Raw genomic sequence first — 23,100 nt, forward strand, 5'->3', positions numbered from 1 at the left:
GTCATTTCGAGCGAAGTACAACGAAGCCGAGAAATCTATCTTCATAGATCTCTCCATTTCGCGTTGCTCCAGTCGAGATGACGATCCTTTTATGCTTAGCCAATGCTAAAAAAATAAATGTACAGTAAAGAAGAAGCAGCCCGCCTGCGCCAACAGTTTTGGATCAGTTTCGGACAATATATGAAACCCGTGCCTTCGGCCAGTGGTTCAACCGTAAACTGGACGAACTACAAAACGGGGGTGAAGAATATCTTCTTTAAAATGGATGTTGACGGTAAAAAAGCTTTTATCAGCATTCAGCTATCACATCCCGATCCCGATATCAGGCATCTCATTTTCGAACAGTTTGAAGAATTTAAACGCTTGTTTACCAATACTGTAAACGAAGAATGGGAGTGGATTAAAGATACCACCGATGATTTCGGCAAAACCGTATCACAAATTTCAATCAGTATTACCGGGGTAAGCATATTTAATCAGCAGCACTGGCCCGAGCTGATTTCTTTTTTTAAACCCAGAATTATTGCCCTCGACGAATTTTGGGACAATGTAAAACCCGTTTTCGAAGATCTGGTTTAGTCAGTCAGGTTTAGCTGCGCTATCCTGTCTTTCGAAAATTTAATTTCTTCTTTATCATCCATCAAACTGGGCCTGCTTTTTAAATATAGGTTATAATATTTAAGCGCATTTTTACCCTGTTTTAGGCGTGTATCGTAAAACACGGCCAGACGGTAATACAAGGTAGGGGTGGCTTTAAACTGCAGGCCTTTTTTGTAAGCAGCATTTGCCAGTGTGAGCTGATTGTTTTCTTCATAAACCAGTCCCAGTAAAGAATAATAACTGGAAGTATTTGGCGAAATGGCCTCATCGATGGTTTTTCTGGTATAAACAGCCGCCTGCGGATAATCTTTTAAAGCCCGGTAACTCAGTGATGTGTAATATAAGGTCGCTTCATTCTCCATCGCTGCTGCTTCCAACAGTTTAAAAAGATCGATCGCTTTTTGATAGTTTTTAGTGTAATAATAGGCTTTTGCTACATCTTTTATTACCCCTGCATCGGCAGCATCTTTCAATAATTTTTCGCCTGAAGTAATCACTTCACCATATTTTTTAAGCTGGTTGGCAATGGGAAGTTTCGCCCGTTGCAGCACCAAGTTATCACTGTCTCCCTTAATGGCTATATCGAGTGCCTGATAAGCTTTTTCGTATTGCTGATAAGCGGAATGCTCTTCAGCCAGATCAGTAGCCACATCACCCTCTAACGGATTGATCTGATTGGCCTTTAACAAGTATTTGAGCTTTAAAGAATCTTTTGGCAAAGTGTAAAGGTTCGCCAGCAGTTTATATACATTAAAATTATTGCTGTCTATTTTTACAATTTGACCGTAATAGAGTTTGGCTCTTTCGGTATTTCCCCGTTTGGTATTAATACTACCCAGACTGAAAAGGGTAGGGAGGTGCTGTGGCTGTAGTGTATAGGCTTTGCTGTAAAATTTTTCGGCTTCTACATTATTGCCGGCCATTAAAAAACAATAGCCAATCTGGCTGAGGGTTTTAAAATCATTCACCTCTTCTCCATAAATACCTTTAAGATACTGAGCAGCATCGGCATAACGCTGGGTCTGATAAAAATCAAAAAGTTTTTCCTTATCAACAGTGGTTGCATTTTGCGCGTAACCTGCTAAACTTAAACCAAATAAAACCAATAGTGTAAGGCGCTTTTTCATAACAACTAATTTTAAACTAATTTATTAGTTGTTTTTGGTAATTCCAAATTTCTTGTGAAATATCGGGGTAATAAAACAAAATAAGGGCTAAGGGGTTTATAAGGAATAGTTTAACTAAAAATAAGAACCTATGAATACTTTAAAGAAGTTTGAATTAATGGAAAAGATCGTGCGTGAATTGGAAGATTTGCAAAACTCTCAGCAGGCACTTATTCAGAAAATTGGTAAAATTGAAGTAGATAATATCGAATTGGGCGATAGCCGCCTGGAAAAAGATTTACCAGACATTCATCAAAATTTAGCCGATAACTTAGATACTATTTCGGGAATTTTAGATTACTTTGCAGGTAAAACACAAAACTTTGGTGATAAAAACAATGTTGAGGCTTTAAAAGAACAAGAAGCCATTAACAATGCCACCAGCTAAAATTAATCGCATATGAAATTTTTATCTTTAACCGTTGCCTTTTTGCTTGTTGGCTTATTTGCCAGCGCACAGGTACTGCCATCTTTCCAGCTGGGCATTAAAGCTGGTGCAAATTTTTCGAAATTTGATAGTGAAAACACTTTTAACAGTAATAACCGTGCAGGCTTTTACGGTGGTCTTTGGGCCAGGGTAGGTGCAGCAGGCGTTTACTTCCAGCCGGAGCTTTATGTGTCGGGGAAAAAAGCAGATTTAGTAAGTGAGTCAACGGGTGAGGTAAATAAAGTGCGTTTTACAAGTTTAGATGTGCCTTTATTGGTGGGTACCAAGTTTGGTGCTGCCGGTATTGGACTTCGTTTAAATACCGGACCGATGTTTTCGCTAATATTAGATGAAAACCAGAGTTTTGGTCAGGCTGCAGGAAGCGTTTTCAAAGCCGACTTTAAAAATCAAGCTATGGCCTGGCAGTTTGGTGCAGGTTTAGACCTAAAAAAATTAAGTTTTGATGCACGTTACGAATTGGGTTTATCAAAAATCAATAAATCAGGGTATCCTGGTACTAAGTTAAACATATTTACAGTGGGCTTAGGTTATAGGATTTTGTAATCTTAGTTGATTATTCCCAGGATACGTCACCCTGAATTCATTTCAGGGTCTTTAGATTAAAAGATGCTGAACCAAGTTCAGCATGACGATTATAATTAAGCGAACTCAATAAAGAAGAGGCAGATGAATTTAATTTATCTGCCTTTCTTTTTATTCCTCTTTTTCCAATTCAACTTCTGTGAGCTCGTAGGCAAACGATCCGTTTTTTGGTATAATAGGCGTGGCCCTGCCCACGCTCAATGCTTTAATAAATGATGCGCCGAAATAAAATATTAGTGAAGAGTAAAATACAAAAAGCATAATTACGATAATCGATCCGGCCGATCCGTAAATATTGCTGATGTTACTCAATGGCAATAAAATCCTTAAAATATACTTTCCTGCGGTAAAAAGGCATCCCGTTAACAAACCTCCTGAAATTGCTGCCCGCCAGGTTGGCCGTCCATTGGTTAAATACCTGAAAAGTATGGTAAACCAGGTGGTTACAATCAGCACAAATACAAACTGATTAATGATGGAAGTTAACACCAGGCCGAAAGATGGTGCGCCATTTTTTAAATAGGCACCAATATAAGCCTGCACACTATCGGCCAGTAAACCGATAAAAAATAATATCCCAGCCAATAAGATGATGGTAACCGATATGGCTCTCGATTTAAGCGTATTAATGATCCCTTTTTTATCTTTTTGGCCTATATTCCAGATCTGTTCCAGCGAGTTTTTAATCACATTGAACAGGGTGGTGGCTACAAAAAGAAAAAAAATAAAACTAAACAAGGTAACATACCAGGCCTGATCGATACCCCGAATGTTTCTTAAGGTCGTTCTGATCTGTAAAATACTCTCATTGTCGAGAATACTGGCCAAACGTTCGAAGAGGTGGGTAGCCAATAATCTTCGATCGGTAAACATCCCGAAAAGCCTGATCAGGATAATTAATATTGGGGGTAAGGCGAAGTTGGTGAAAAAAGCAGTAGCACCGGCCAGACGTAAGGGATCATTCTGCTGAAATAAATTAAATGCTTTTCTTACGGTTGAGAAAAAAAACTTCAGATCTTCTGTTATCGATGGCATCACTCCTGCGTTAAACTCAAAAGGCCGAAAATAGTAAAAATACTTTATTCAGCCTTTTTTATGCGTGTAAAGATTCTAGTTTGTTTTGGTGAAAACCAGCAAGGTTTTATCGCCATTTAACAGATATAGCTTATTATCAGTTATTTTTGCGCTAGTCACCTGATTAAGGGCATGTAAATAGGCGCGTTCTGCAGCATCAGTTTCCTGACAGAACATTTTTGTGCCGAAAACATTTTTAACGGTTATTTTATTATCTGCAATTTCTCCCTGTCCGCCATAGTTGTTACAGAACGATTTTCCGCTGATCCTCAAACTATCAGCAAAGTTTAGCGTTGCTTTTGCAGCTGTGGGCAAAGTTAAGCCAGGTAGTTCGCTTAACTCCCATTTGGTATTGGTAAAGCTTGCCGGATCTAATTTTTCTTTACAAGAACTCAATATTAAGATCAGCATTCCGCAGAAGATAAGGTGTTTCATAATACAAGGTTTAAATGATTTCCTTTGTAGCATCAAAAACTAAACCATAAAAAGAAAAAATTGCCTTTTGATTAAAGCGAAACTGATTTCTCCATCTTCATCCAATGGTGTTTTATGCCATCGTAATCGAAAAGATTGATCTTCTTTAAACCAACTTTTTCCAAAACATGGATAGAACCGAGGTTCCCGATAGCTGCTATACCAAAAATCTCATGGAGATTGAGTTCATTAAAACCATAGTCTCTTGCCGCGATCGCAGTCTCGGTAGCATAACCTTTTCCCCAAAAACGTTTGCTAAACCGATAACCCAGATCGTAGTAATCAATATGGTTATTGGTAAATTCTTTAATCAATTTTAAGCCCGACCATCCCACAAAATTACCTGTTGCTTTTTCAATAACCGCCCATCTGCCAATGCCATTTTCGATATATTGTTTTCTGATAAATTCGATAGCAGCGCTACATTCCTCTATAGATTTTACCGGCTTATTGCCCAGATAAAGATGCACCTCGGGGTCACCATCCATTTCAAACATACCTTTAGCATCTGACGGTATTAGTTCGCGCAGGATTAAACGTTCAGTTTCGGCAAAAATCTTCATGGCCAGTTTTGATCTTATCCTTCAAAATTAGGATAATTTGCCAATTTTACTTTAGGCTATCTTCGTAAATTGGTCCATATATACTGGGTACTTTATTTCCGGTAGCACGTAAATAAACAATCATTTCACCACGGTGGTGGTAGATGTGGTTCATTAAAAAGCCCCGCACGACCTGAATCCTCGGCATGGGTGCCAGAACAGTTTTGCCCCCGGCGGTCATCTTCCAGTCTTCGAACATGCTTTCGTCGGTTGCCGATTCGATGCTTTCTTTTGCCCGGCCAAAAGCACGTTCGAATTTGCCAATAATGTTGTCGATATTGCTGGTGTCGACTTCGTCGCGCTGATAGGTATCCATATTAAACTCATTGCCATGGAAAGTACCCGGGTACCAATCGTAAATTTCGGCAATGTGTGTGGCCAGCTGGGCCGTAGTCCACGAGTGCGCAGAGGGTTTAAAATCTAAGGCACTGTTGGGTATTGCTTTTAAAAGTTTGCAGGTGCTTTCTGCCTCATGAAGAAATTCACCTAAAAGAGATTTAACTATCATCGTTTTATTTTTCTAATGACCGCGAAACAAAATGTTACTTAATAAATAAGCTAAAGCGTCTTTTGGTTTTAAAAAAATGCAGATCTACCTATTTTTCAACCTTTAAGATTGAAAAGGACTTGCCGCAAGTGGCGTGTTCGGTTTTCTTTTCAGAATGAGTGCAGCGATCAATGAAACCAATATACCAACAGGTAAAATTTCCAGGTAGGTAAACAAAATAACCATTACCGGGTTTTTATACAATTTTTGATTAACCGCAAGCTCTTTGGCTTTTTCAGCAAGTTTTGCTGCCGATGCACCACTGGCTTTAGCTTCTCTCATGGCCTGAGCAACATATCTATCCATAAAATCTGGCATAAATACATAATAATCAACCAGCCATACCAAAACGTAAATGGTGGAGGCGATCAGGCTGATGTATAATCCGATTTTAAAAGCTTTACCAAAAGTGATCAGGCCATCGTTATACTTATCACGGTAGTTTTTGATGCCCACAAAAATGAAGGAGAAGGCCAGCACCATAGAAGCGTAGCCGATAAGCATGCTGTGTTCCAGGCTCGGGTCGCTGTAACATCTGGCCATAGAGAGCACCATTAAAACAGAGACAATTAAGCCAGCGATCAATCCGAATACAATTACGTTCTTTTTCATCAGTTTATAGTTTGTTTTTTAATTGTGATGAAGCTATCATGAGTACTATTCATGTCTGTCTGTGAGCGTTTGCTCATGATGGTTTCATTTGTTTATAATTAAGAGATTAGACCACAAAATTGCTCCCATTATTTGTTTTAACCCTCATACTTTAGGGTGATTTTTAAAAAATAGCGCAATTTTAATACTTAAGTACGAGTTGTTTAAGGGATGATACTGAGTTTTTTAGCCATTTCTATGGCTTGTGTTCTGCGCTTTACTTCTAGTTTTTCGAAAAGCCTGGCATTGTGTGTTTTGATGGTATTTAGCGAAACGAATAACTTTAATGCAATTTCCTGATTGCTTAATCCTGCTGCCATGAGTTGTAAAACTTCTAATTCTCTTTTACTGATATTAAGCCTGATGAGTTCTTTTTCGTTAAGGATAAATGTTCCCCGTTCGGTAAAAATCTCCTTTTCAATTAAAATGGTTTTAGGTTTGGTTAATTTAAGCGCCAGCCATATACCCAAAGCAGTAAAAATAACTGCTATTGAACCCGCATAAATTTCGAAGGCATGGTTAATAATGATAAAACGAAGCTCAAGCCACTTTAATAAAAAAAGTAAAACAGCCAAAAAAACGCCATAAAGGATAATGCTTTTGTTTTTAACCAGAAAATTCGAAATGCCTGCCATGGTGATAATCCTTTGATCAAAAATAAGGAATTTTGCCAGAAGAAGAACGTCTAATCTTGTCATAGCAAAGCCGAGGTGCAGAAGTTAAAATGCAACTGATTCATTTGGAATTATTTTTTTCAATTGATGCGGTAATTTTCTGGTGACTTTGATAACAGAAAAGCAATAAAGATTATAAATTAGCGAAAAATATATAAATAGCTATACTCATGAAAATTACGCTTTATGCACTCTTACTTTCCGTTGTTTTATTTGGCTGCGGTAAATCAGAAAAAACCTACAAAGCCAGAACATTTGCTGCAACTGACGATTTTAATGTTTTTCCGAAATCGAAGAAAAATGTACTGACTATCGTAAAAACAGATTCAGGTGCTGTGACCACAGCCGATCGTTTTGCCATTCAATACAAGGATACCACGATTATTGTTGATGACGCGCCAAATGCCGCTGCACAGAAATTCATTGTTGCATCGTTCATCAATACACAAAAAACTGCTGTATTGGTTCAGGTAGCAAACGAAACCGGAAAAATGGCGCCGTTTTATATCATTGCTGTTAATGATGGAAAAACCGAAGTGGTGAGTTTGAACAAGCCATCAAAAGGTGCTGAAGATAAAAAATATACAAATGGCTTAGAGGAATTAACCCGTAGCAATATTTTGGTTAATAATGATTTCTTTATCACGACGATCAATTCGAGGGTTTATCCGGTTAAAAGACAAAATCCTGATGAACGTATCCAGGGGAAATTTTTTATGTATTCCAGCGATAAAACAACATTAGCCTTTTTAACCGCTAATTCTTTGTACCAGGTAAATACGGCAACAGGCGAAACTTTTAACTTGCCATTACCAGCAGCATTAATCAATGAACCTGAAACCCTTGTTGGAAATATTCAAAGAGATTATACCTGGGTGGTGAATGCAAATGGTACTTCTTTTTTAAAGAAAGGTGCTGATGACGACCGCATTGTAGATATTAAAGAGTTTAACCACTAATCTAACTGCCATAGTATCTTAAGAACAGATAACAATGAGCTTTTACAACAGGTACAAAAATGGAGAAACGGATAGTGTTTATGCCGACATTGAAAAACTAGGAGAAGAGGCATTTTCTCCTAGTCATTATCCTGACGTTGAAAAAGTATTGATTGAAACCTTTCAAAGGGTTAGGTTTAATCTTGAGATTATCTACCAAGAACTTAAAGATATTGATTACGTTTTCTGGAAAGATAAATCGGGAAATGACGAAGCATTATTAAAGCCAGTCTCAGATACAGATGAGCTACTTGATACATTGGAGCGAAACATTGAGCCAATCGGAAAGTTACCGGTATCAATGAAAATGTTTTATCAGATTGTAGGTTCCTGCAATTTTGCATGGAATTATCAAGGAGATCCAGACATTCTATGGGAAATGTCAGATGCTATCCAGATAGCCCCAATAACAGATTGTGTTTCACAGGTAACCAATAAATATTGGTTGGAAGAAATGGAAGAATATATTCAAGATGACGATTTTGGTTTTGCTTTTCTGGATCTTTCGGCTGATGATCTTCACAAGGATAACGTTAGTGGGGGAGCACCATATGCTTTGCAGTTAAATAAGGGGAAAAGTATTGATAGTCAGTTTTTAAATGAACCTAATGAGACAACATTTATCAACTATTTGAGAATTTGCTTCGAGAGTTGTGGATTTCCCGGTATGTCTTATGCTGATAATAAAGTGTTTCAAGAATTCTATGATAAAGTAAAGCCTCAATTGCAAGAAATATAAGCTTTGCTATAAAATTGGTTTATGAATACACAAGACATGGTTTCCTTAAGTTAATTAAAGTTTTAAGTAGTTTTAACCGCCAGGACTAAACCACCATTGTTCTAAAGGTGAGGTTTATCCTTGGTTTACTTACTTTTTTGCTTGGTGGGAGGCGGTGCAGCCAGTTCGTTTGCGTTTCATCTTTCATCACCAATAAACTTCCATTTTCTAAAAATAAGGTTACGGTTTCTTTAGTTTGTTTGTGTTTGAAAAGAAATCTTCGCTCTGCACCGAAACTGAGTGATGCAATGGCCGAATCTTTTGCCAAGGCCTTTTCATCATCGCTATGGTAGGCCATTCCTTCATCACCATTGTGGTATAAATTAAGCAAACAAGAGTTAAAAGTACTACCTGTTTGCTCCTCTGAGATTTTTTTTAGCTCCAGTAACGCCTTTGTCCATGGCAGGGCCATTTTCGATTTATTGGAGTAGGTATAGGAATAGGCTTCATCTCCATACCAGGCTACTTTTCTTTTGGTAATAATGTGTTTGCCCATAATAAAAGCTTCGTCATTCTTCCATTCAATGGTATTCATCAGCGTATCGAAATAATAATCGGCTTCTGATATTGTGAATAATTTGCCATAGTAATTTACGGTGCCGCCATATGGGAGCAGATTTTGATTAATATCTATTGTGGTGTTGAATAAATCCATTGTTTGTATGCTGTTTTTAAGCAATGCCCGCAGGGGCGGTAGCCATGTTGAAGTGCTTCTTCTACAGAACGAAAAAATACACGGTTTTCTTTCCTCATCCGTTTTCCCGAGCTGCATTTAAGTAACCCGTAAATCTTCAACCGGGCATTTCCACCGAGGCAAATAGCTTTGTTTCTAAAATGCTTTTTTAGTTCTTCCGTTGAAATATCGACATGTTTGATCATACAGGGCTAAACATTTGTTTTTGCTGCTTCCCAACCAATCATGGCCGTTTTTCGGTTTACCCCCCAATGGTAACCGCCCAATGCACCGCTTGATTGTATAACCCGGTGGCAGGGAATGAGAAAGGCTACGGGATTATCGCCAATGGCCGTACCTACCGCTCTGGATGCATTAGGATTATGCAATTGTTTGGCAATGTTGCCATAGGTGGCCAATTTACCCATAGGTATTTTTAGCAGGGCTTCCCAAACTTTTAACTGGAAATCCGTCCCTTTTAAATGTAGTTTAATCTGGTGCAGTTTGCTCCAGTCGTGACTGAAAATGTATAACGCATTTTGCTGTTCTTTATCCAGTATCTGCTGATATTGAGCGGATGGGAATTGGCGTTGCAGATTGGCTAAAGCAATGTTTTCATCGTCGTAAAAAGCGATATGGCAGATACCTTTTGATGTGCTGGCTACGATAATGTTCCCGAACGGACTTTCTGCAAAACTATAATTGATATGAAGGTTTTCACCTCCGTTTTTATATTCTCCCGGTGTCATCCCTTCGATGTTTACAAAAAGATCGTGCAGCCTGCTGGTTCCTGATAGGCCGGTTTCTAATGCGGTATCGAATAAACTTTGGTTTTCTTTCAGCATTTCTTTGGCATAACCAATGCTAATGTATTGCAAAAAACGTTTGGGCGTAGTACCTGCCCATTCGCTAAATAATCTTTGGAAATGAAAGGGGCTTAAATTTACTTTCTCTGCAATTTCTTCTAAACCAGGCTGTGTTTTAAAATTCGCCTTGATGTAGTTTATGGCTTCTGCTATCCGGTTGAAATTGATTTCTTCTTGTGCTTTCATGATCTTGAATAATTTATATCCAAAAGTAGTTTGGAAAGAAAAGGTAAACTACCCGAAACTTGCTAAGTTTAACCGGGATTTTAAATCCCAGTTATTTAATTCCATTTCCAATTAATTTCTTCGCTCTTGCAAGATCGGTATTTCCATTGAGGTCTATCTGAAGAAAATATGGTACCTGCCATTGCTGGGTTTTTTCGGCCTGTTTATTTGTTGGCTTATCCCAGGGAGGGTAAACCCTAATCCCTCTTTTGCCTTCTACTCCATTTTTGGTAATTATTTTATGTGCTACCAATATGGCTTTTGGAAAAATAAACTGGCCAGATTGGCCAGCGCTTTTCGCTGATATTATTAACAGGTCGAATTCATCCTGGTCGTTAAAGGGCGTTGTAATGCCTACTTCATTGCGCTTCCATATGGTTACAAATTGTCCGGTTTTAGTTGGGGTGATTTTCGAAAGGCGGTGTCTGATTTTTAAACCGTTTAATTCAAAGGCACAGGCTGCATATGCCTGACTTTCACTTTCTAATTGTAAGTTATTGATTTGATAACCTAAAGGACTATAAACTAAATTGGATGCCGTTAGTAATATAGATGGTAATTGGTTTTTGGCACTTTCTTTTGATGGCATATTGGCTGGTAAAATAGGAGGCGAAAGAAATTGGGCAAAAATAAAGACTTTTTATCTCAATAACTTTTAGTGTTATTAACAAATCTGGCATTATTGCCCTTCGATTGATCTCCCGATGATGGGTTTAAATGCTTGTTGTTATCGTTTATCATAAGCTGATAAAGCTAACCATCTCCTCCTGAATAAAAAAATCATACGCTTAGCCTTCTGCAAATTTTGGATGATTAAATCTGATCAATGAATTGTGTAATGGCTATTCATTTTCCGATGATCACACAGGTTGCACGACGTAAATTACAAATCAGCGCTTTTCTGCGAAATTTGCGGGGTAGGCACGAGCAAGCGAAAGTGTTTTAAATTAGACTAGCCAAAGCTTTTCTTCCCTTTTTACCAACAAGTATCTGTCATCGTTTAAAATCAGATAACCATATTCATAGCAGAAAATGTAGGTGTTCCCATTATGGGTTTCATAACTATAGGTGTGGTATTCAAAATTAAAGCCTGCCGTAATTAGCTTTTTACGGGTAATCTTGGTTTTTCCAGTCGGATTAAGGCCAGCAAGTATCGCACGATTCTTTTTTAATATGCTATTTACCCGTTTGATCACAAGATTGTCTTCAACCTTTAAACGATTGTTGTAATTGTTGCGACAAGCGTCATCGCAGTATTTTTTATCGGCCCTTCCTCTAATCAGGGTTCCGCAGTCTAAACATAAACGTTCCATAATAATTTCTTTTTTATTATGGGATGATGACCTAATTTATAAAATAAAACGATGGAATGAAAAAAATATAAAACATCTCCTGAAGGCTTTAAACACATGTTTTCCGTGTATAAACGTTTATAAACGACTATAAATGTTTACAATCCGACTATTTTTTGATTCTCGTGGCAATTTTGTTCTGTCAGTTGTCGTGGTGACCGCTGTTCGTTAAACATTTAGAAACTTAAAATTTAAAGATCATGGAAAGTGCAGTTAACAAAGTAGTATTGAGCGGATTTGCTGGAGCAGATGCAGATGTAAAAACTTTTGGAAATCAAAAATTAGCAAGGGTAAACCTTGCGATAAATGAAACCTATAAAAATGCTGCGGGTGAGGAAGTTAAAAAAGTACAATGGTTTAATTTAATTTTTTGGAACGCAAAAGCAGATTTGGCCGAAGCCCAGATTAAAAAAGGTACAGGGTTAACTGTTGAAGGCAGATTACAGGCAAATAATTATGATGGTAAGGACGGGAAAAAGCGTTATGCCGTAGAAATCGTAGTTGGCGATGTGGTAATTAGGGAAAATGAAAAACAAGCTGCCTTTTAGCTTACGAAAAAATCGCATCATGTAAATTTGATTTATATGATGCGATTTAAAATTACAATTTAATAGATAGGCCTGTGTAGAAATTAATTCCTGCTGCCGGGTTAAAATACCTTCCATTTGCGGCGTTTAAATCGTTGCCCAAACTGTAATTAACATTTAAGAGATTGTTTAAACCTGCAAATAAATCAAGGCGAGTGTTACCTAACCTTAGGTTTTTTATTCCAGCTTTTACTTCTAGCAGATGGTAGCTTTTAGAAAAAGCGGTATTGGCATCATTTAGCGGAATAGCTGAGGTATAGTTGTGCTGGGCAAAGAGGTAAAATTCTTTCCTGAAGTTAAATTCGAGACTATTCACCCAGATATTTTTTGGAACACCGGTAAGTTGGTTACCTGCATAATTGTTAGTGCCGCTTACAAAATCTTCAAATTTAAATTGGCTCCAGGTATAATTGCTTCTGAGTTGTAATCCGGTTAACCATGAATTATTGTTTTTGATAATCCATAAGGCTGTTTCCAGTTCTATGCCTTCTTGTTTTGTCCCGCCTGCATTGATGAAATATTCAGTGTCATTTTGATTTAGCCTTCTTACAATGGCATTTTTTAACTGATAATGGAATACATTCCCGTTGGCATAAAAACGGTTATCCGCTGTTTTATACCTTAAGCCCAGTTCATAATTCCAGCCTGACTCTGCCTGAAGGTTATTATTGATGTTATTATCAGACGACCTTACCTCTGCGATAGTAGGTGTCGAATAACCTTTACTTACCGAAGCCCTAATCGATAGATCATTTGAAATTAAGTAAGATAGCGCAGCCTTTGGCATAAACTGCGAATTAAATTTACGCTCTTTTGTCGCAATGACTGCAGGGAAGTAACTTTCATAGTTGTAGCCAAAAAAGTTTAAACTTGAAGCAAGTTCGATCAGGAATTTATTGGTGATATCGAAGTTTAACCTGATGTAAGCAAAATCCTGACTGGCTTTTAAGCGATCTGAAGCTTGCATGGCAGTAGCTTCACCGCCATTATTATTAAAGTTTTTAATCTGACTTTTGGTGGCAGCGCTTTCTAACCCAATTTGCGCATTAAATTTAATGTTTTCTTTGGCCTGCGCATATTCTAAAAATGTTCTGAACCCGAGCGTACTTTCGTAGCGCTTTTCGTAATTGGTTATAAAGGGGTTCTTGAAGTCGGTATAAGAGGTGAATAAAGCAATAACATGTTTTAACTGCCTGTTAATCTGATAGGAATTAGCTATTCCCCCGAAAATGGTTTTATTGTAAATGGCAGCTTGCTGCGAAATGGCTCCAGGTAAGGTTGCTGTTGCCGGACGGGCCAGTTTAGGATCCTGATCTAATTGTGCAGCCGTTAATCCACCTGGTGTTTCGTAATTTAAATCGCTGTAAAAAGCAAAAGCCTTTAAACTGCCTGCATTGCTATAATTCCATTGCTGCAAAGTTTGAAAACACTTTCTGTCCATTGCACTGTTTTGCCGATATCCGTCACTTCGCTGATAGGCTTCGCTAAAACTGAAACTGTACTTTTTATATTGCTGTTTGATGGATGCTGTTTGATGAAAGAGACCATAGGAACCTCCAATCGCTGAAATATTAATTTCATTGTGATTCATGGCGGGCGGATTAATCAAAATCGCACCGCCTGTGTTTGCACCAAAAATACTGGCTTCAGGCCCCTTGTAAATTTCCATCATACCTACTGCAGAAACGTCTAAGGCATTGAGGTAGGTATTTCCACCTGCATCAGTTAGTGGGAAATCATCAATGTAAATTTTAATATTTCGGATGCCAAAAGGAGAGCGTAATAAGCTCCCACGGAGCGATAGGCGATAGCTACCTGGCGAACGTTCTTCCATTCTTACACCAGGAACAATATTTAAAGTGCTCACTAAGGAGCTGCTCTGCTGATTTGCGATTAAATTGCTGTCAATCAAATTTACAGCTGATACCGATCTTAATAAAGAATGCGAATTGTAATAACCTTTAACGGTAACTTCTTCAAGTTTTTTTACGGAATCAGGTTTAAGGACCTGCGCGAAGCCAGTAAGTGAAAGAAGGATAAACAGTAAGGTAAAGTTCGATTTCAAAGGGGAAAGGGATTAATAGTTTAGCCACAAATCGGCAGATAAATTTACTGCATATTCTGCTAATCTGTGGCTAATTGATAAACTATTTTGCTGCTACTTTCCAGATTGTACCACTCACATCGTCGGCTACCAATAAGGCGCCATCTGGTGTTAGGGTAATGCCAACCGGACGGCCATAAACTTCTGCCTTATCCTGATCGGCGATAAAACCAGTTAAAAAATCCTCAGGTTTTCCAATTGGTTTGCCATCTTTAAAGGGTACAAATGCTACTTTATAGCCAGAAATTACCGACCTGTTCCATGAGCCATGTTGACCAATAAACGCACCACCCTGATATTTTTGCGGAAATTTTGTGCCTTTGTAAAAAGCTAATCCTAAAGAAGCGGTATGTGCGCCTACGGCAACATCAGGAGCTATAGTTTTTTTAACCAACTCCGGGTTTTTACCTTTTAAACGGGGATCTTCATTTTGTCCAAAATAAGCGTACGGCCAGCCATAAAAAGCACCTGGTTTAACACTGGTAATATAATCTGGTACCAAATCGTCGCCTAATCCGTCGCGCTCGTTAACAGCTGTCCAAAGCATATTCGTTGATGGAGCCCAATCTATTCCCACAGGATTTCGCAAACCACTGGCATAAATGTTTTCTCCGGTCCCGTCGGGGTTTATTTCTAATATATTGGCCCGTCTTACTTCATTTTCCATTCCATTTTCGCCAACGTTGCTGCCTGATCCAACGGTAATATAAATTTTGCTTTTATCTGCATTGGTAATTAGATTTCTAGTCCAATGATTGTTGTATCCACCGGCGGGCAGGCTCAGGATTTTTTTTCCTGTAGCGGTGATTTTAGTGTCGCCGGTTTTATATGGGTATTGCCATAAGCCATCGGTATTGGCTACGTAAAATGAATTGCCAATAATCAGCATTCCGAAAGGTTGATTAAGGCCATTTAAAAATGTAGTAACAGTTTCAGGCTTGCCATCTTTATTTTCATCCCGGTATAAGAGAATGGTATTGGCACTTTTGCCTGGTACTTCTGATTTTGCTTTGCCTGTTATGGTATTGGCCACCGCTTCTACAGTGCTTCTTTCCGAATTAGAAAGCGCCACGAGTACATCGCCATTTGGGGCAATATAAGTATGGCGTGGACTTTTAATGTTCGAAGCAAATTTGGTTACCACAAAACCTTCAGGAGCGATAGGCGTTTTACCTTCTGGCCAACCGATAACTTTGCTAAATTTGCTTTTGGCTGCATTGGTATCGGGTGCGGGCAAATCTACAGCGCCATTTTTAGTTGTAACGGTTGTATCTTCTCCCTGTTTTTGTGAATTAGAATTGGATTGGCATCCAAAAAGGACCGCAGTAGAAAGCATTGATGCGTAAAAAATATTGTTTTTCATGTTAACCGGTTTTTGATTAAGAACTTATCTCAAAAAATATAACATCGAAAACGGAGAGAAGTTTTTAGCCAGAGCAAAATTGCCACAACCTTAAAATCATAAAAGGAAAGTACCCTGTGAGTACCTTCCTGGAGAGCGCATATTATTTTCCCTTGGTGTAATGCGATGATGATTAACAGGGAAGTACTTTTATATAATCTTTTAAAATTGAAATATTACTTCACAGCGAAAATCTGACCACAGAAAAGATGATTTACTTTAAGTTAGTAGGAGTGGAGCAAAGGAATTTGAGCATAAATTTCGAGTTGTTAATTTGAAAAGCGATTCGTTAAAACTAAATTACAGTATTACACCTAATTTTTTAGTTAAATTTTGTTAAATCGTTTCTAAGGTAAACCTGGATTATTTCTGGTCTTTATTTAACCAGATTTTCCTGTAATTTTTTCTCGATGTCTTTGGCGTTTAATATCAGTGCAGAGAATTGTGGGTCTGATTTTACCAGTAAAAACTTTCCGTTCGGAAGGATGATTGCTGAGGTTCCGCAAGAAGTGGCCTCTTTAAATAATAATTTCTTAAGAAAGCCCGAATCGGTTTCTATCTCTAAACCTTTCGATTTAATCGGACTGAAACTTTTTCCTACCTCACGGTATTGGTAAATGGCAACTTTTGGCCTCGCCTCGGCTTTTTCGAGAATGTTTTTCTGAAAGGCCCACCTTACATTGTTCAGGAACTCTGGGTTCTGATAACTAAGGTCTTTCCAGCAGTCGTCTTTATTGAAATCGTATTTAATGATAATGGTATCTTTTAAAGCAAGCCTTTGATTTTCTTTTAAAAAAAGATGCAGGGAATCTACCTGTAAATCGGTTAATGTTCCTGCCTGATAGCGTTTAGTTTCATCCAGATACAGTTTTGGCGAACAGCTGTATATCACAATAGCAATAACAATTAAGGCAAATAACTGCAGTTTGATTTTGTTGAGGTTTTTCATTTGTGTGAGCATTAAAGTTGAATTCTCCTGGTTGAATTTAGTCATTCAGCCAGGAAAATTCTTAAGACATAAATTTATAACTAAAATTTAAGTCTTAAACTGTTTTGATAATTTTTTATAATATTATCACTTAACCTTTTAATATTTTGGTTTTTTCGGCATCAAATTCTTCCTGTGATAAAATACCGGCATCCAGTAATTCTTTCAGATCTAACAGTGCCTGTTTTTTTGATGTGATATCATTTTTAGCCGGTTCTGCACTGTTTTCAGCAGGTGCTGCACCCTTGATTGGCTGGTTAGAAATGTTTGAGGGGCCAAATTGTAATAAGAGCTCGGTAATTTCATTAAAACCCTTAATATTCGAATAATCTATCGCTTTTTGTTCCTTTACATTTACAATGGTAGGGTCTGCTGATTTTTCGAGTAAAAATTTTATCGCATCTTTTTTACCATTGGCAGCCGAGTAATGTAAGGCGGTATTCCCGCTTTCATCCTGGATATTAACATTGGCACCTTTTTCTGTTAATAGTTTTAACATACTTAAATGTCCGCTTTTGGCGGCTACATGTAACATGCTTTCGCCACCGTAGTTGTAATTATTATCGAAAGAAAAACTGGCCGATATGGAAATGTTATTGGCGGTTTCTACCCATTCTAAATACGAATACATCGAATCGTCGTTACCCGAGAGTGGTTTTGCATAGTTTACATCAACACCATGGCTTAAAAATAAATCAACAATTTCCTTCTGGTTATTGGCGCAGGCATGCCAAATTGGTGAGAGACCATCTTTTGAAGAAACGAATACATCTGCACCTTTTTCTACCAATATTTTGGTTAACATCCGGTTGGCATCATAACAGGCAATCAATAAGGCCGATTCTCCGGCATGATTAACATGGTTGATATTTCCACCTTTTTCGAGAATAAGTTCAACCATAGGTGTGTTTTTAGATTTAACCGCAAAAATTAATGGTGAATCGCCGTGTTTATTGGTGGTGTTAATGTTAGCGCCAAATTCCAGTAATTTTTGAACAACTTCCTTATTCCTCCAGCTTGCCGCAATAAGCAAAGGGGTTTCTGCCTCGTTATTTTCACCATCCACTTCAAGGCCTTGATCGATCAGTTTTTCTAATACTTCAATTTGTCCGCTTTGGGCAGTAAGGTGTAATAAACTATTGCCTTTAAAATCTTTAATATCCACCCTTGCACCTTTATCCAGAAGAAACAATGCGGTTTGTTTCTGTTTTTGTAAACAGGCAAAGTAAAAAGGTGTTTCGCCGGCATGATCTTCATAATCTAAAGCTGCCCCACGATCTATTAAAATCTGCACGAGGTCTAAATATCCACGATGGGCAGCAAAGTGAAGTGCTGTTCTGCCTTTTTCATCTGTATATCCTACCTCTACCTCTTGGTTGGCCAATAAAAGTTCGGCTATTTTGCGCTTGCCGCTCTCGCAGGCAATAATAAATGACATCGACATATTTTAAGATTGTTTCATAAGCAGTTCAACCGTTTTTATTTTCAGGTTATCATCAGCGGCCAGCATCAATGCGCTTTGATCCTGATCATTTGTAACCGCAATATCTGCACCGTTTTCGAGCAGGAGTTTTACTTTTCGATAAGTTTCTTTTGCTTTTTCCGCTTCGTAATTTACATTGTAGGCACAAACCTTGTGCAGGAGGGTATTCCCTTCATTATCTGTTCTGTTCACATCTACTTGCCCGCTTTCTAAAACGGCCTGTAAAATATCAGCCTGTTTTTCGGCTATGATATCCAGGGGAGTCGTATCAGCGCCATACCAGGTACTGGCCTGATATAAATCGGCGCCGTCTTCAATCAGTTTTTTAAGGAAGTTGATACCACTTTCACTATTCGACATCATCCGCACATATTCGAATAAAAGTGTTTCGCCATTTTTATTAATCTGATCGAAAGCTGGTGTAGCAGAATTACGCAACGTATCGTATATTTTTTCGCTCTGCAAATGTGCCACTGCATAAAAGAAGGCTGAATTTCCATCACGGTCGGTATGATTGGGATCGGCACCATTTTCGAGGAGATAAGCTATTAAGTCTTTCTTGTTAAATTTTATCGCGGTAATTAGTGGGCTTTCCTGCACCACATTGCCTTCATTAATATCTACTCCCTCGTTTATAAGGATATCGATATATCCCTTAAGCAGATCAGTAGTCTGCTCATCGTTCAGGTTATAACGGCGGAAACTGCTTTTCACTACCTGATGGATGTAGTTTTCTTCTGCGTTGTTTTTGAAATTAGCCCTGCAACCTGCATTAATACATACTTTGATTACCCCTAAATTCACCCCGTTTTCGAAGAGATAACTTAATAGTGTTTTCGTGTTTACCTCATCATTTAAGTTGTCGAAATGGGTAATAAATTCATCAAAAAATGCGATATCTTCATCGTCATGGCCAAGGCTCCGGGCAATGGCCTGAAAAATGCTTTTGTCAAAACTGTCGAATTCGTAAATGTCGGTTTCGATGGTTTTATCCTTTAACATGAATTGGAGGATTTCGTATTGTTTCGCTCCGACCAGGTTGTCGAATATGGATGATCGATGGTGTTCTTGTAAGCTTTTGGAGAGTTTTTCGCCATTCAGCATAAGGCTTTTAGCTTCGTCGAATTTGCGGGCGTTTAACTGTTGATCTAAAGTAGGTTCAGTCATTTTCAATTAAAAAGTTTAAATAGATAGATATATGGTTTTGAGGCTACAAAAGTTTAGCCAAAGAAATGGTTCACAGAAAAAATATTGGGATGTTGCACTAAAGACAGATAAAACTATACCTTATTATGATATGGTCGTTTATTTTTTTGAAAAGCAATCGCAGTATTCCATTGGTTAATTTCTTCCTGCTCTACCTTCCCCGATAAAAATCCTATCGTATGGACACATTTTTCTTTGACTGGATTTTTTAGTTCCTTTGTCTAGGGTGATCGTCATGCTGAACTTGTTTCAGCATCTTTTTTGCTATTAAAAAGATTCTGGCCCAAAAAGAACTACCGTTTACGTACAAGTATAATTTTTTCCGTTCTATGCCGCGGGGCATACTACTTTGGAGCGCCAAAGTAGCCAAAACGCTTTGTCAATCCGGCAATGTGGCTTCTCACCGCCCCACGCTCATCAAAAAAACAGCGGCACTTTGTTTTGCTCGGTTCTGCTAAATGAAAGTTGATGAGATATGTTCACAAAACCACTGCGTTTGAGGTTTGTTGGTGCCATTTGGGCTATTCTGCAACTGTTTTTTTGATTCTTCGGCCACTTGGGATTGACGGCGCCCTTCTTTAAAATTTGTGTTTTATTGAAGTTTTTTAGCAAAATGCCTATACTAATCTTAATTATTTGTGTCCACACGCAAAACCTTATCCCAAGACTTTTCGATCAGGTTTAGTTACGCCATTTTTCTGCTAATATGCCGGTTTTCTGTGCTACAGGCCCAGGTGAATAGCCCTGATCGAAGCGGCATCCCCGATATTTCATCGGGATAAAGCGGAGAGCAGGACTAACTTTAAATATAGTAAATGACTCTGCGCTCCCTAAATACAATGGTATGTTACATTATTATTTCACTACTAAGAAGATTATCGGTTTTTAATAAATGAATTGCTGATCCAAACCAGAAATAACATTGTGATGTTCCTTAATTCATTCGATTATTTTATCTTTAGGCGATTTTAAGAAGATCGGTTTACAAACCTAAAACCGATTGAATAATTAACCTTAATAAGCAAAATCAATATAAACATGTCAAATACATCAAAAATTATCTACACCAAAACCGATGAGGCGCCAATGTTGGCAACCTATTCACTGTTACCTATCGTACAAGCTTTTACCGCATCAGCAGGTATTGATGTAGAAACCAGAGATATTTCTTTAGCAGGAAGAATTTTGGCAAACTTTCCTGAGTATTTAAAAGACGATCAAAAAATTGGTGATGCTTTAGCAGAGCTTGGTGCATTGGCTACCACTCCAGAAGCTAACATTATCAAATTACCAAATATTTCTGCTTCTATCCCGCAATTGGTAGGTGCAATTACGGAGCTACAATCGCAGGGTTTTGCCATTCCAAATTATCCTGATAATGCACAGAGCGACGAAGAAAAAGCAATTAAAGCTAAATATGCAAAAGTTTTAGGCTCGGCTGTAAATCCGGTTTTACGTGAAGGTAACTCTGATCGCAGGGCGCCTAAAGCGGTTAAAAACTATGCTAAACAAAACCCACACTCGATGGGTAAATGGTCGGCAGATTCGAAAACCAAAGTGGCCAGCATGACTGAAGGCGATTTTTATGGTTCAGAGAAATCTACAACGGTTGCTGAAGCAGGTCAATTTAAAATAGAATTTGTAGCTGCTGATGGTACGGTAACCGAATTAAAAGGTTTATCGCCATTAAAAGCAGGAGAGGTGATTGATAGCTCGGCATTGAGCTTATCGGCATTGAAAACTTTTGTAGCCAAAGAAATTGCTGAAGCTAAAGCCGAAGGCGTATTGTTATCTGCACACTTAAAAGCTACGATGATGAAGGTTTCTGACCCGATTATCTTTGGCGCTATTGTTGAAGTTTACTTTGCAGATGTTTTTACTAAATATGCCGATCTTTTCAAGGAACTGAACATCGACACCAGAAATGGTTTAGGCGACGTTTATGCAAAAATTGCTGGCAATGCCAAACAAGCAGAGGTTGAAGCCGCTTTGGCTCAGGCCATTGAAAACGGACCAGCTTTGGCTATGGTAAATTCTGATAAAGGAATTACCAATCTTCATGTGCCGTCTGATGTGATTGTTGATGCTTCTATGCCGGCAATGATCCGTACTTCGGGACAGATGTGGAACGCAGCTGGTAAAGCACAGGATACCATCGCTTTAATTCCAGATCGTTCGTATGCTGGTGTTTATACTGCAACAATTGATGACTGTAAAGCAAATGGTGCTTTTGATGTAACCACCATCGGTTCGGTACCAAATGTTGGTTTAATGGCTCAAAAAGCTGAAGAATATGGTTCGCACGATAAAACTTTCCAGGCTACAGGCTCGGGAACTATCCGTGTTACTGATGCAGATGGCAAAGTATTTTTCGACCAGAAGGTAGAAAAAGGCGACATCTTCCGCATGTGCCAGACTAAAGATGCTCCAATTCAGGATTGGGTAAAATTAGCGGTGAACAGATCACGTTTATCAGAAACGCCAGCAGTTTTCTGGTTAGATGAAAACAGAGCGCACGATAGAGAAATCATCACTAAAGTTAATACCTATTTAAAAGACCACGATACTACAGGTTTAGACATTCGTATTTTAGCGCCGATTGAAGCGACTAAGTTTACTTTAGAGCGTATCCGCAAAGGTTTAGATACCATTTCGGTTACCGGTAACGTATTACGTGATTATTTGACAGATTTATTCCCGATTTTAGAATTGGGAACCTCTGCTAAAATGTTATCTATTGTACCTTTAATGAATGGTGGTGGTTTGTTCGAAACTGGTGCTGGTGGTTCTGCTCCAAAACATATTGAGCAGTTTATCGAAGAAGATTATCTGCGTTGGGATTCATTAGGTGAGTTCCTGGCGCTTCAGGCTTCTTTAGAGCATTTATCTCAAACACAGAACAATACAAAAGCGCAGGTATTGGCCGATGCTTTAGATGAGGCTAATGCTAAATTCCTGGCAACCGACAAATCTCCGGGTAGAAAACTGGGTACTATTGATAACCGTGGTTCACACTTTTATTTAGCTTTATATTGGGCTGAAGCTTTAGCTGCACAAACTAAGGATGCTGATTTGCAAGCGAGATTTGAGCCATTGGCTAAAACTTTATTTGCAAACGAAGCGAAAATTAACGAAGAGTTGATTGGTGCTCAAGGTAAACCTCAGAACATTGGCGGTTACTATAACCCTAATGATGAGCTGGCAAGCAAAGCGATGCGCCCAAGCGAAACATTAAATACTTCTTTGGCTTCTTTGTAAGCGAATTGAGTTGTCAACTTTAATATGCTTCTAGTATAGAAGTTGACAACTCTTAAAATACTTTGGCGTCCTGATGTAAAAATCTGGACGCTTTTTTTATGCTGTAGGTTTGTCAGCTTGATTAGTATTTTGTTAGGCGTAAATATTTTTCATTTGGAAAGCAGATGCAGAAGCTTTTGGGTTGCAACAGTCCCGCTCCCGCTTCTGCTACCGATGAAATATCGGCAGCATCTCGCTTTGATCGGGTTTAACGGGCTTAAATGGTGCAGCTACTTTGGGTAAAATAAACCCGACCGGCCACATCGTTGCTTTACTGAAATAAAATAGATCCTAATATTTTATCTAAACTTTTTTTGTCCAGT

General features: G+C 38.4%; 24 protein-coding genes. 7 read left to right on the forward strand and 17 right to left on the reverse strand.

The features are described from left to right. Nucleotides 1-117: 117 nt before the first annotated feature. Nucleotides 118-579: a DUF4268 domain-containing protein gene (locus AC04QZ_RS16625; protein ID WP_478358694.1), complete on the forward strand. Its 462-nt coding sequence runs from the start codon at nt 118-120 to the stop codon at nt 577-579. Here AC04QZ_RS16625 and AC04QZ_RS16630 read toward each other — a convergent pair. Further along, nucleotides 576-1,727, reverse strand: a complete 1,152-nt coding sequence (locus tag AC04QZ_RS16630; protein ID WP_478358695.1) for a tetratricopeptide repeat protein — start codon at nt 1,725-1,727, stop codon at nt 576-578. The genes AC04QZ_RS16625 and AC04QZ_RS16630 overlap by 4 nt on opposite strands. Before the next feature lie 130 nt (nt 1,728-1,857). Here AC04QZ_RS16630 and AC04QZ_RS16635 point away from each other — a divergent pair, with 130 nt between their 5' ends. Next, nucleotides 1,858-2,154: a hypothetical protein gene (locus tag AC04QZ_RS16635; RefSeq protein ID WP_086545046.1), complete on the forward strand. Its 297-nt coding sequence runs from the start codon at nt 1,858-1,860 to the stop codon at nt 2,152-2,154. 12 nt (nt 2,155-2,166) lie between these two features. Further along, the gene (locus AC04QZ_RS16640) at nt 2,167-2,757 is read left to right on the forward strand and encodes a porin family protein (protein ID WP_086545047.1); all 591 of its coding nucleotides are present in this window, start codon (nt 2,167-2,169) and stop codon (nt 2,755-2,757) included. A gap of 150 nt (nt 2,758-2,907) precedes the next feature. Here the strand turns inward: AC04QZ_RS16640 and AC04QZ_RS16645 are convergent, their stop codons facing one another. The 6 genes from AC04QZ_RS16645 to AC04QZ_RS16670 all read right to left on the reverse strand — a co-directional run bounded on the left by AC04QZ_RS16645 (nt 2,908) and on the right by AC04QZ_RS16670 (nt 6,842). Further along, nucleotides 2,908-3,831: a YihY/virulence factor BrkB family protein gene (locus AC04QZ_RS16645; protein WP_478358696.1), complete on the reverse strand. Its 924-nt coding sequence runs from the start codon at nt 3,829-3,831 to the stop codon at nt 2,908-2,910. A 75-nt stretch (nt 3,832-3,906) separates the two neighbouring features. Next, entirely contained in the window at nt 3,907-4,305 is a 399-nt protein-coding gene (locus tag AC04QZ_RS16650) for an META domain-containing protein (protein ID WP_478358697.1), read from the reverse strand. A gap of 71 nt (nt 4,306-4,376) precedes the next feature. Continuing rightward, on the reverse strand, nt 4,377-4,907 hold the full coding sequence (locus AC04QZ_RS16655) for a GNAT family N-acetyltransferase (RefSeq protein ID WP_478358698.1): 531 nt from the start codon (nt 4,905-4,907) through the stop codon (nt 4,377-4,379). A 46-nt stretch (nt 4,908-4,953) separates the two neighbouring features. Then, nucleotides 4,954-5,454, reverse strand: a complete 501-nt coding sequence (locus tag AC04QZ_RS16660; RefSeq protein ID WP_478358699.1) for a DinB family protein — start codon at nt 5,452-5,454, stop codon at nt 4,954-4,956. A gap of 102 nt (nt 5,455-5,556) precedes the next feature. Further along, the gene (locus AC04QZ_RS16665; RefSeq protein WP_478358701.1) at nt 5,557-6,105 is read right to left on the reverse strand and encodes a DUF4199 domain-containing protein; all 549 of its coding nucleotides are present in this window, start codon (nt 6,103-6,105) and stop codon (nt 5,557-5,559) included. 203 nt (nt 6,106-6,308) lie between these two features. Continuing rightward, nucleotides 6,309-6,842, reverse strand: coding sequence for a response regulator transcription factor (locus AC04QZ_RS16670; protein WP_478358702.1), 534 nt, complete (start codon nt 6,840-6,842; stop codon nt 6,309-6,311). A 146-nt stretch (nt 6,843-6,988) separates the two neighbouring features. Here AC04QZ_RS16670 and AC04QZ_RS16675 point away from each other — a divergent pair, with 146 nt between their 5' ends. Further along, nucleotides 6,989-7,777, forward strand: coding sequence for a hypothetical protein (locus tag AC04QZ_RS16675; protein ID WP_086545054.1), 789 nt, complete (start codon nt 6,989-6,991; stop codon nt 7,775-7,777). 34 nt (nt 7,778-7,811) lie between these two features. Continuing rightward, nucleotides 7,812-8,555: a hypothetical protein gene (locus AC04QZ_RS16680; protein ID WP_478358703.1), complete on the forward strand. Its 744-nt coding sequence runs from the start codon at nt 7,812-7,814 to the stop codon at nt 8,553-8,555. 85 nt (nt 8,556-8,640) lie between these two features. On the opposite strand, the gene AC04QZ_RS16685 is transcribed toward AC04QZ_RS16680, so the two are convergent. The 5 genes from AC04QZ_RS16685 to AC04QZ_RS16705 form a co-directional block, all read right to left on the reverse strand. Then, on the reverse strand, nt 8,641-9,249 hold the full coding sequence (locus tag AC04QZ_RS16685) for an alpha-ketoglutarate-dependent dioxygenase AlkB family protein (protein WP_478358704.1): 609 nt from the start codon (nt 9,247-9,249) through the stop codon (nt 8,641-8,643). Beyond that, a complete protein-coding gene (locus AC04QZ_RS16690; RefSeq protein ID WP_478358705.1) occupies nt 9,225-9,473 on the reverse strand; it encodes an Ada metal-binding domain-containing protein in 249 nt (82 codons plus the stop codon). Before AC04QZ_RS16690 ends, AC04QZ_RS16685 begins: the two co-directional genes overlap by 25 nt. A 6-nt stretch (nt 9,474-9,479) precedes the next feature. Continuing rightward, complete coding sequence (locus AC04QZ_RS16695) at nt 9,480-10,319, reverse strand: methylated-DNA--[protein]-cysteine S-methyltransferase (RefSeq protein ID WP_478358706.1); 840 nt, start codon at nt 10,317-10,319, stop codon at nt 9,480-9,482. A gap of 91 nt (nt 10,320-10,410) precedes the next feature. Continuing rightward, complete coding sequence (locus AC04QZ_RS16700) at nt 10,411-10,947, reverse strand: MepB family protein (RefSeq protein ID WP_478358707.1); 537 nt, start codon at nt 10,945-10,947, stop codon at nt 10,411-10,413. Between the two features lie 358 nt (nt 10,948-11,305). Beyond that, nucleotides 11,306-11,671 (reverse strand): hypothetical protein, encoded by a 366-nt coding sequence (locus AC04QZ_RS16705; RefSeq protein WP_086545060.1) that lies wholly within the window; start codon nt 11,669-11,671, stop codon nt 11,306-11,308. A gap of 239 nt (nt 11,672-11,910) precedes the next feature. On the opposite strand from AC04QZ_RS16705, the gene AC04QZ_RS16710 reads away from it, so the two are divergent. Continuing rightward, nucleotides 11,911-12,258: a single-stranded DNA-binding protein gene (locus AC04QZ_RS16710; protein WP_086545061.1), complete on the forward strand. Its 348-nt coding sequence runs from the start codon at nt 11,911-11,913 to the stop codon at nt 12,256-12,258. 52 nt (nt 12,259-12,310) lie between these two features. Here the strand turns inward: AC04QZ_RS16710 and AC04QZ_RS16715 are convergent, their stop codons facing one another. The 5 genes from AC04QZ_RS16715 to AC04QZ_RS16735 form a co-directional block, all read right to left on the reverse strand. Then, nucleotides 12,311-14,362, reverse strand: coding sequence for a TonB-dependent receptor (locus AC04QZ_RS16715; protein ID WP_478358708.1), 2,052 nt, complete (start codon nt 14,360-14,362; stop codon nt 12,311-12,313). An 82-nt stretch (nt 14,363-14,444) separates the two neighbouring features. Next, nucleotides 14,445-15,764, reverse strand: a complete 1,320-nt coding sequence (locus tag AC04QZ_RS16720; RefSeq protein WP_478358709.1) for a PQQ-dependent sugar dehydrogenase — start codon at nt 15,762-15,764, stop codon at nt 14,445-14,447. Nucleotides 15,765-16,179: 415 nt separating this feature from the next. Further along, complete coding sequence (locus tag AC04QZ_RS16725) at nt 16,180-16,752, reverse strand: hypothetical protein (RefSeq protein ID WP_478358710.1); 573 nt, start codon at nt 16,750-16,752, stop codon at nt 16,180-16,182. 130 nt (nt 16,753-16,882) lie between these two features. Continuing rightward, complete coding sequence (locus tag AC04QZ_RS16730) at nt 16,883-18,229, reverse strand: ankyrin repeat domain-containing protein (protein ID WP_478358711.1); 1,347 nt, start codon at nt 18,227-18,229, stop codon at nt 16,883-16,885. Between the two features lie 9 nt (nt 18,230-18,238). Beyond that, nucleotides 18,239-19,441, reverse strand: a complete 1,203-nt coding sequence (locus AC04QZ_RS16735; protein ID WP_478358713.1) for an ankyrin repeat domain-containing protein — start codon at nt 19,439-19,441, stop codon at nt 18,239-18,241. A 1,077-nt stretch (nt 19,442-20,518) separates the two neighbouring features. Between AC04QZ_RS16735 and AC04QZ_RS16740 the strand changes: the two genes are divergently transcribed. After that, on the forward strand, nt 20,519-22,738 hold the full coding sequence (locus AC04QZ_RS16740; protein WP_478358714.1) for an NADP-dependent isocitrate dehydrogenase: 2,220 nt from the start codon (nt 20,519-20,521) through the stop codon (nt 22,736-22,738). The last annotated feature ends 362 nt before the right edge of the window (nt 22,739-23,100 follow it).

It is taken from the genome of Pedobacter folensis (genome assembly GCF_056490665.1).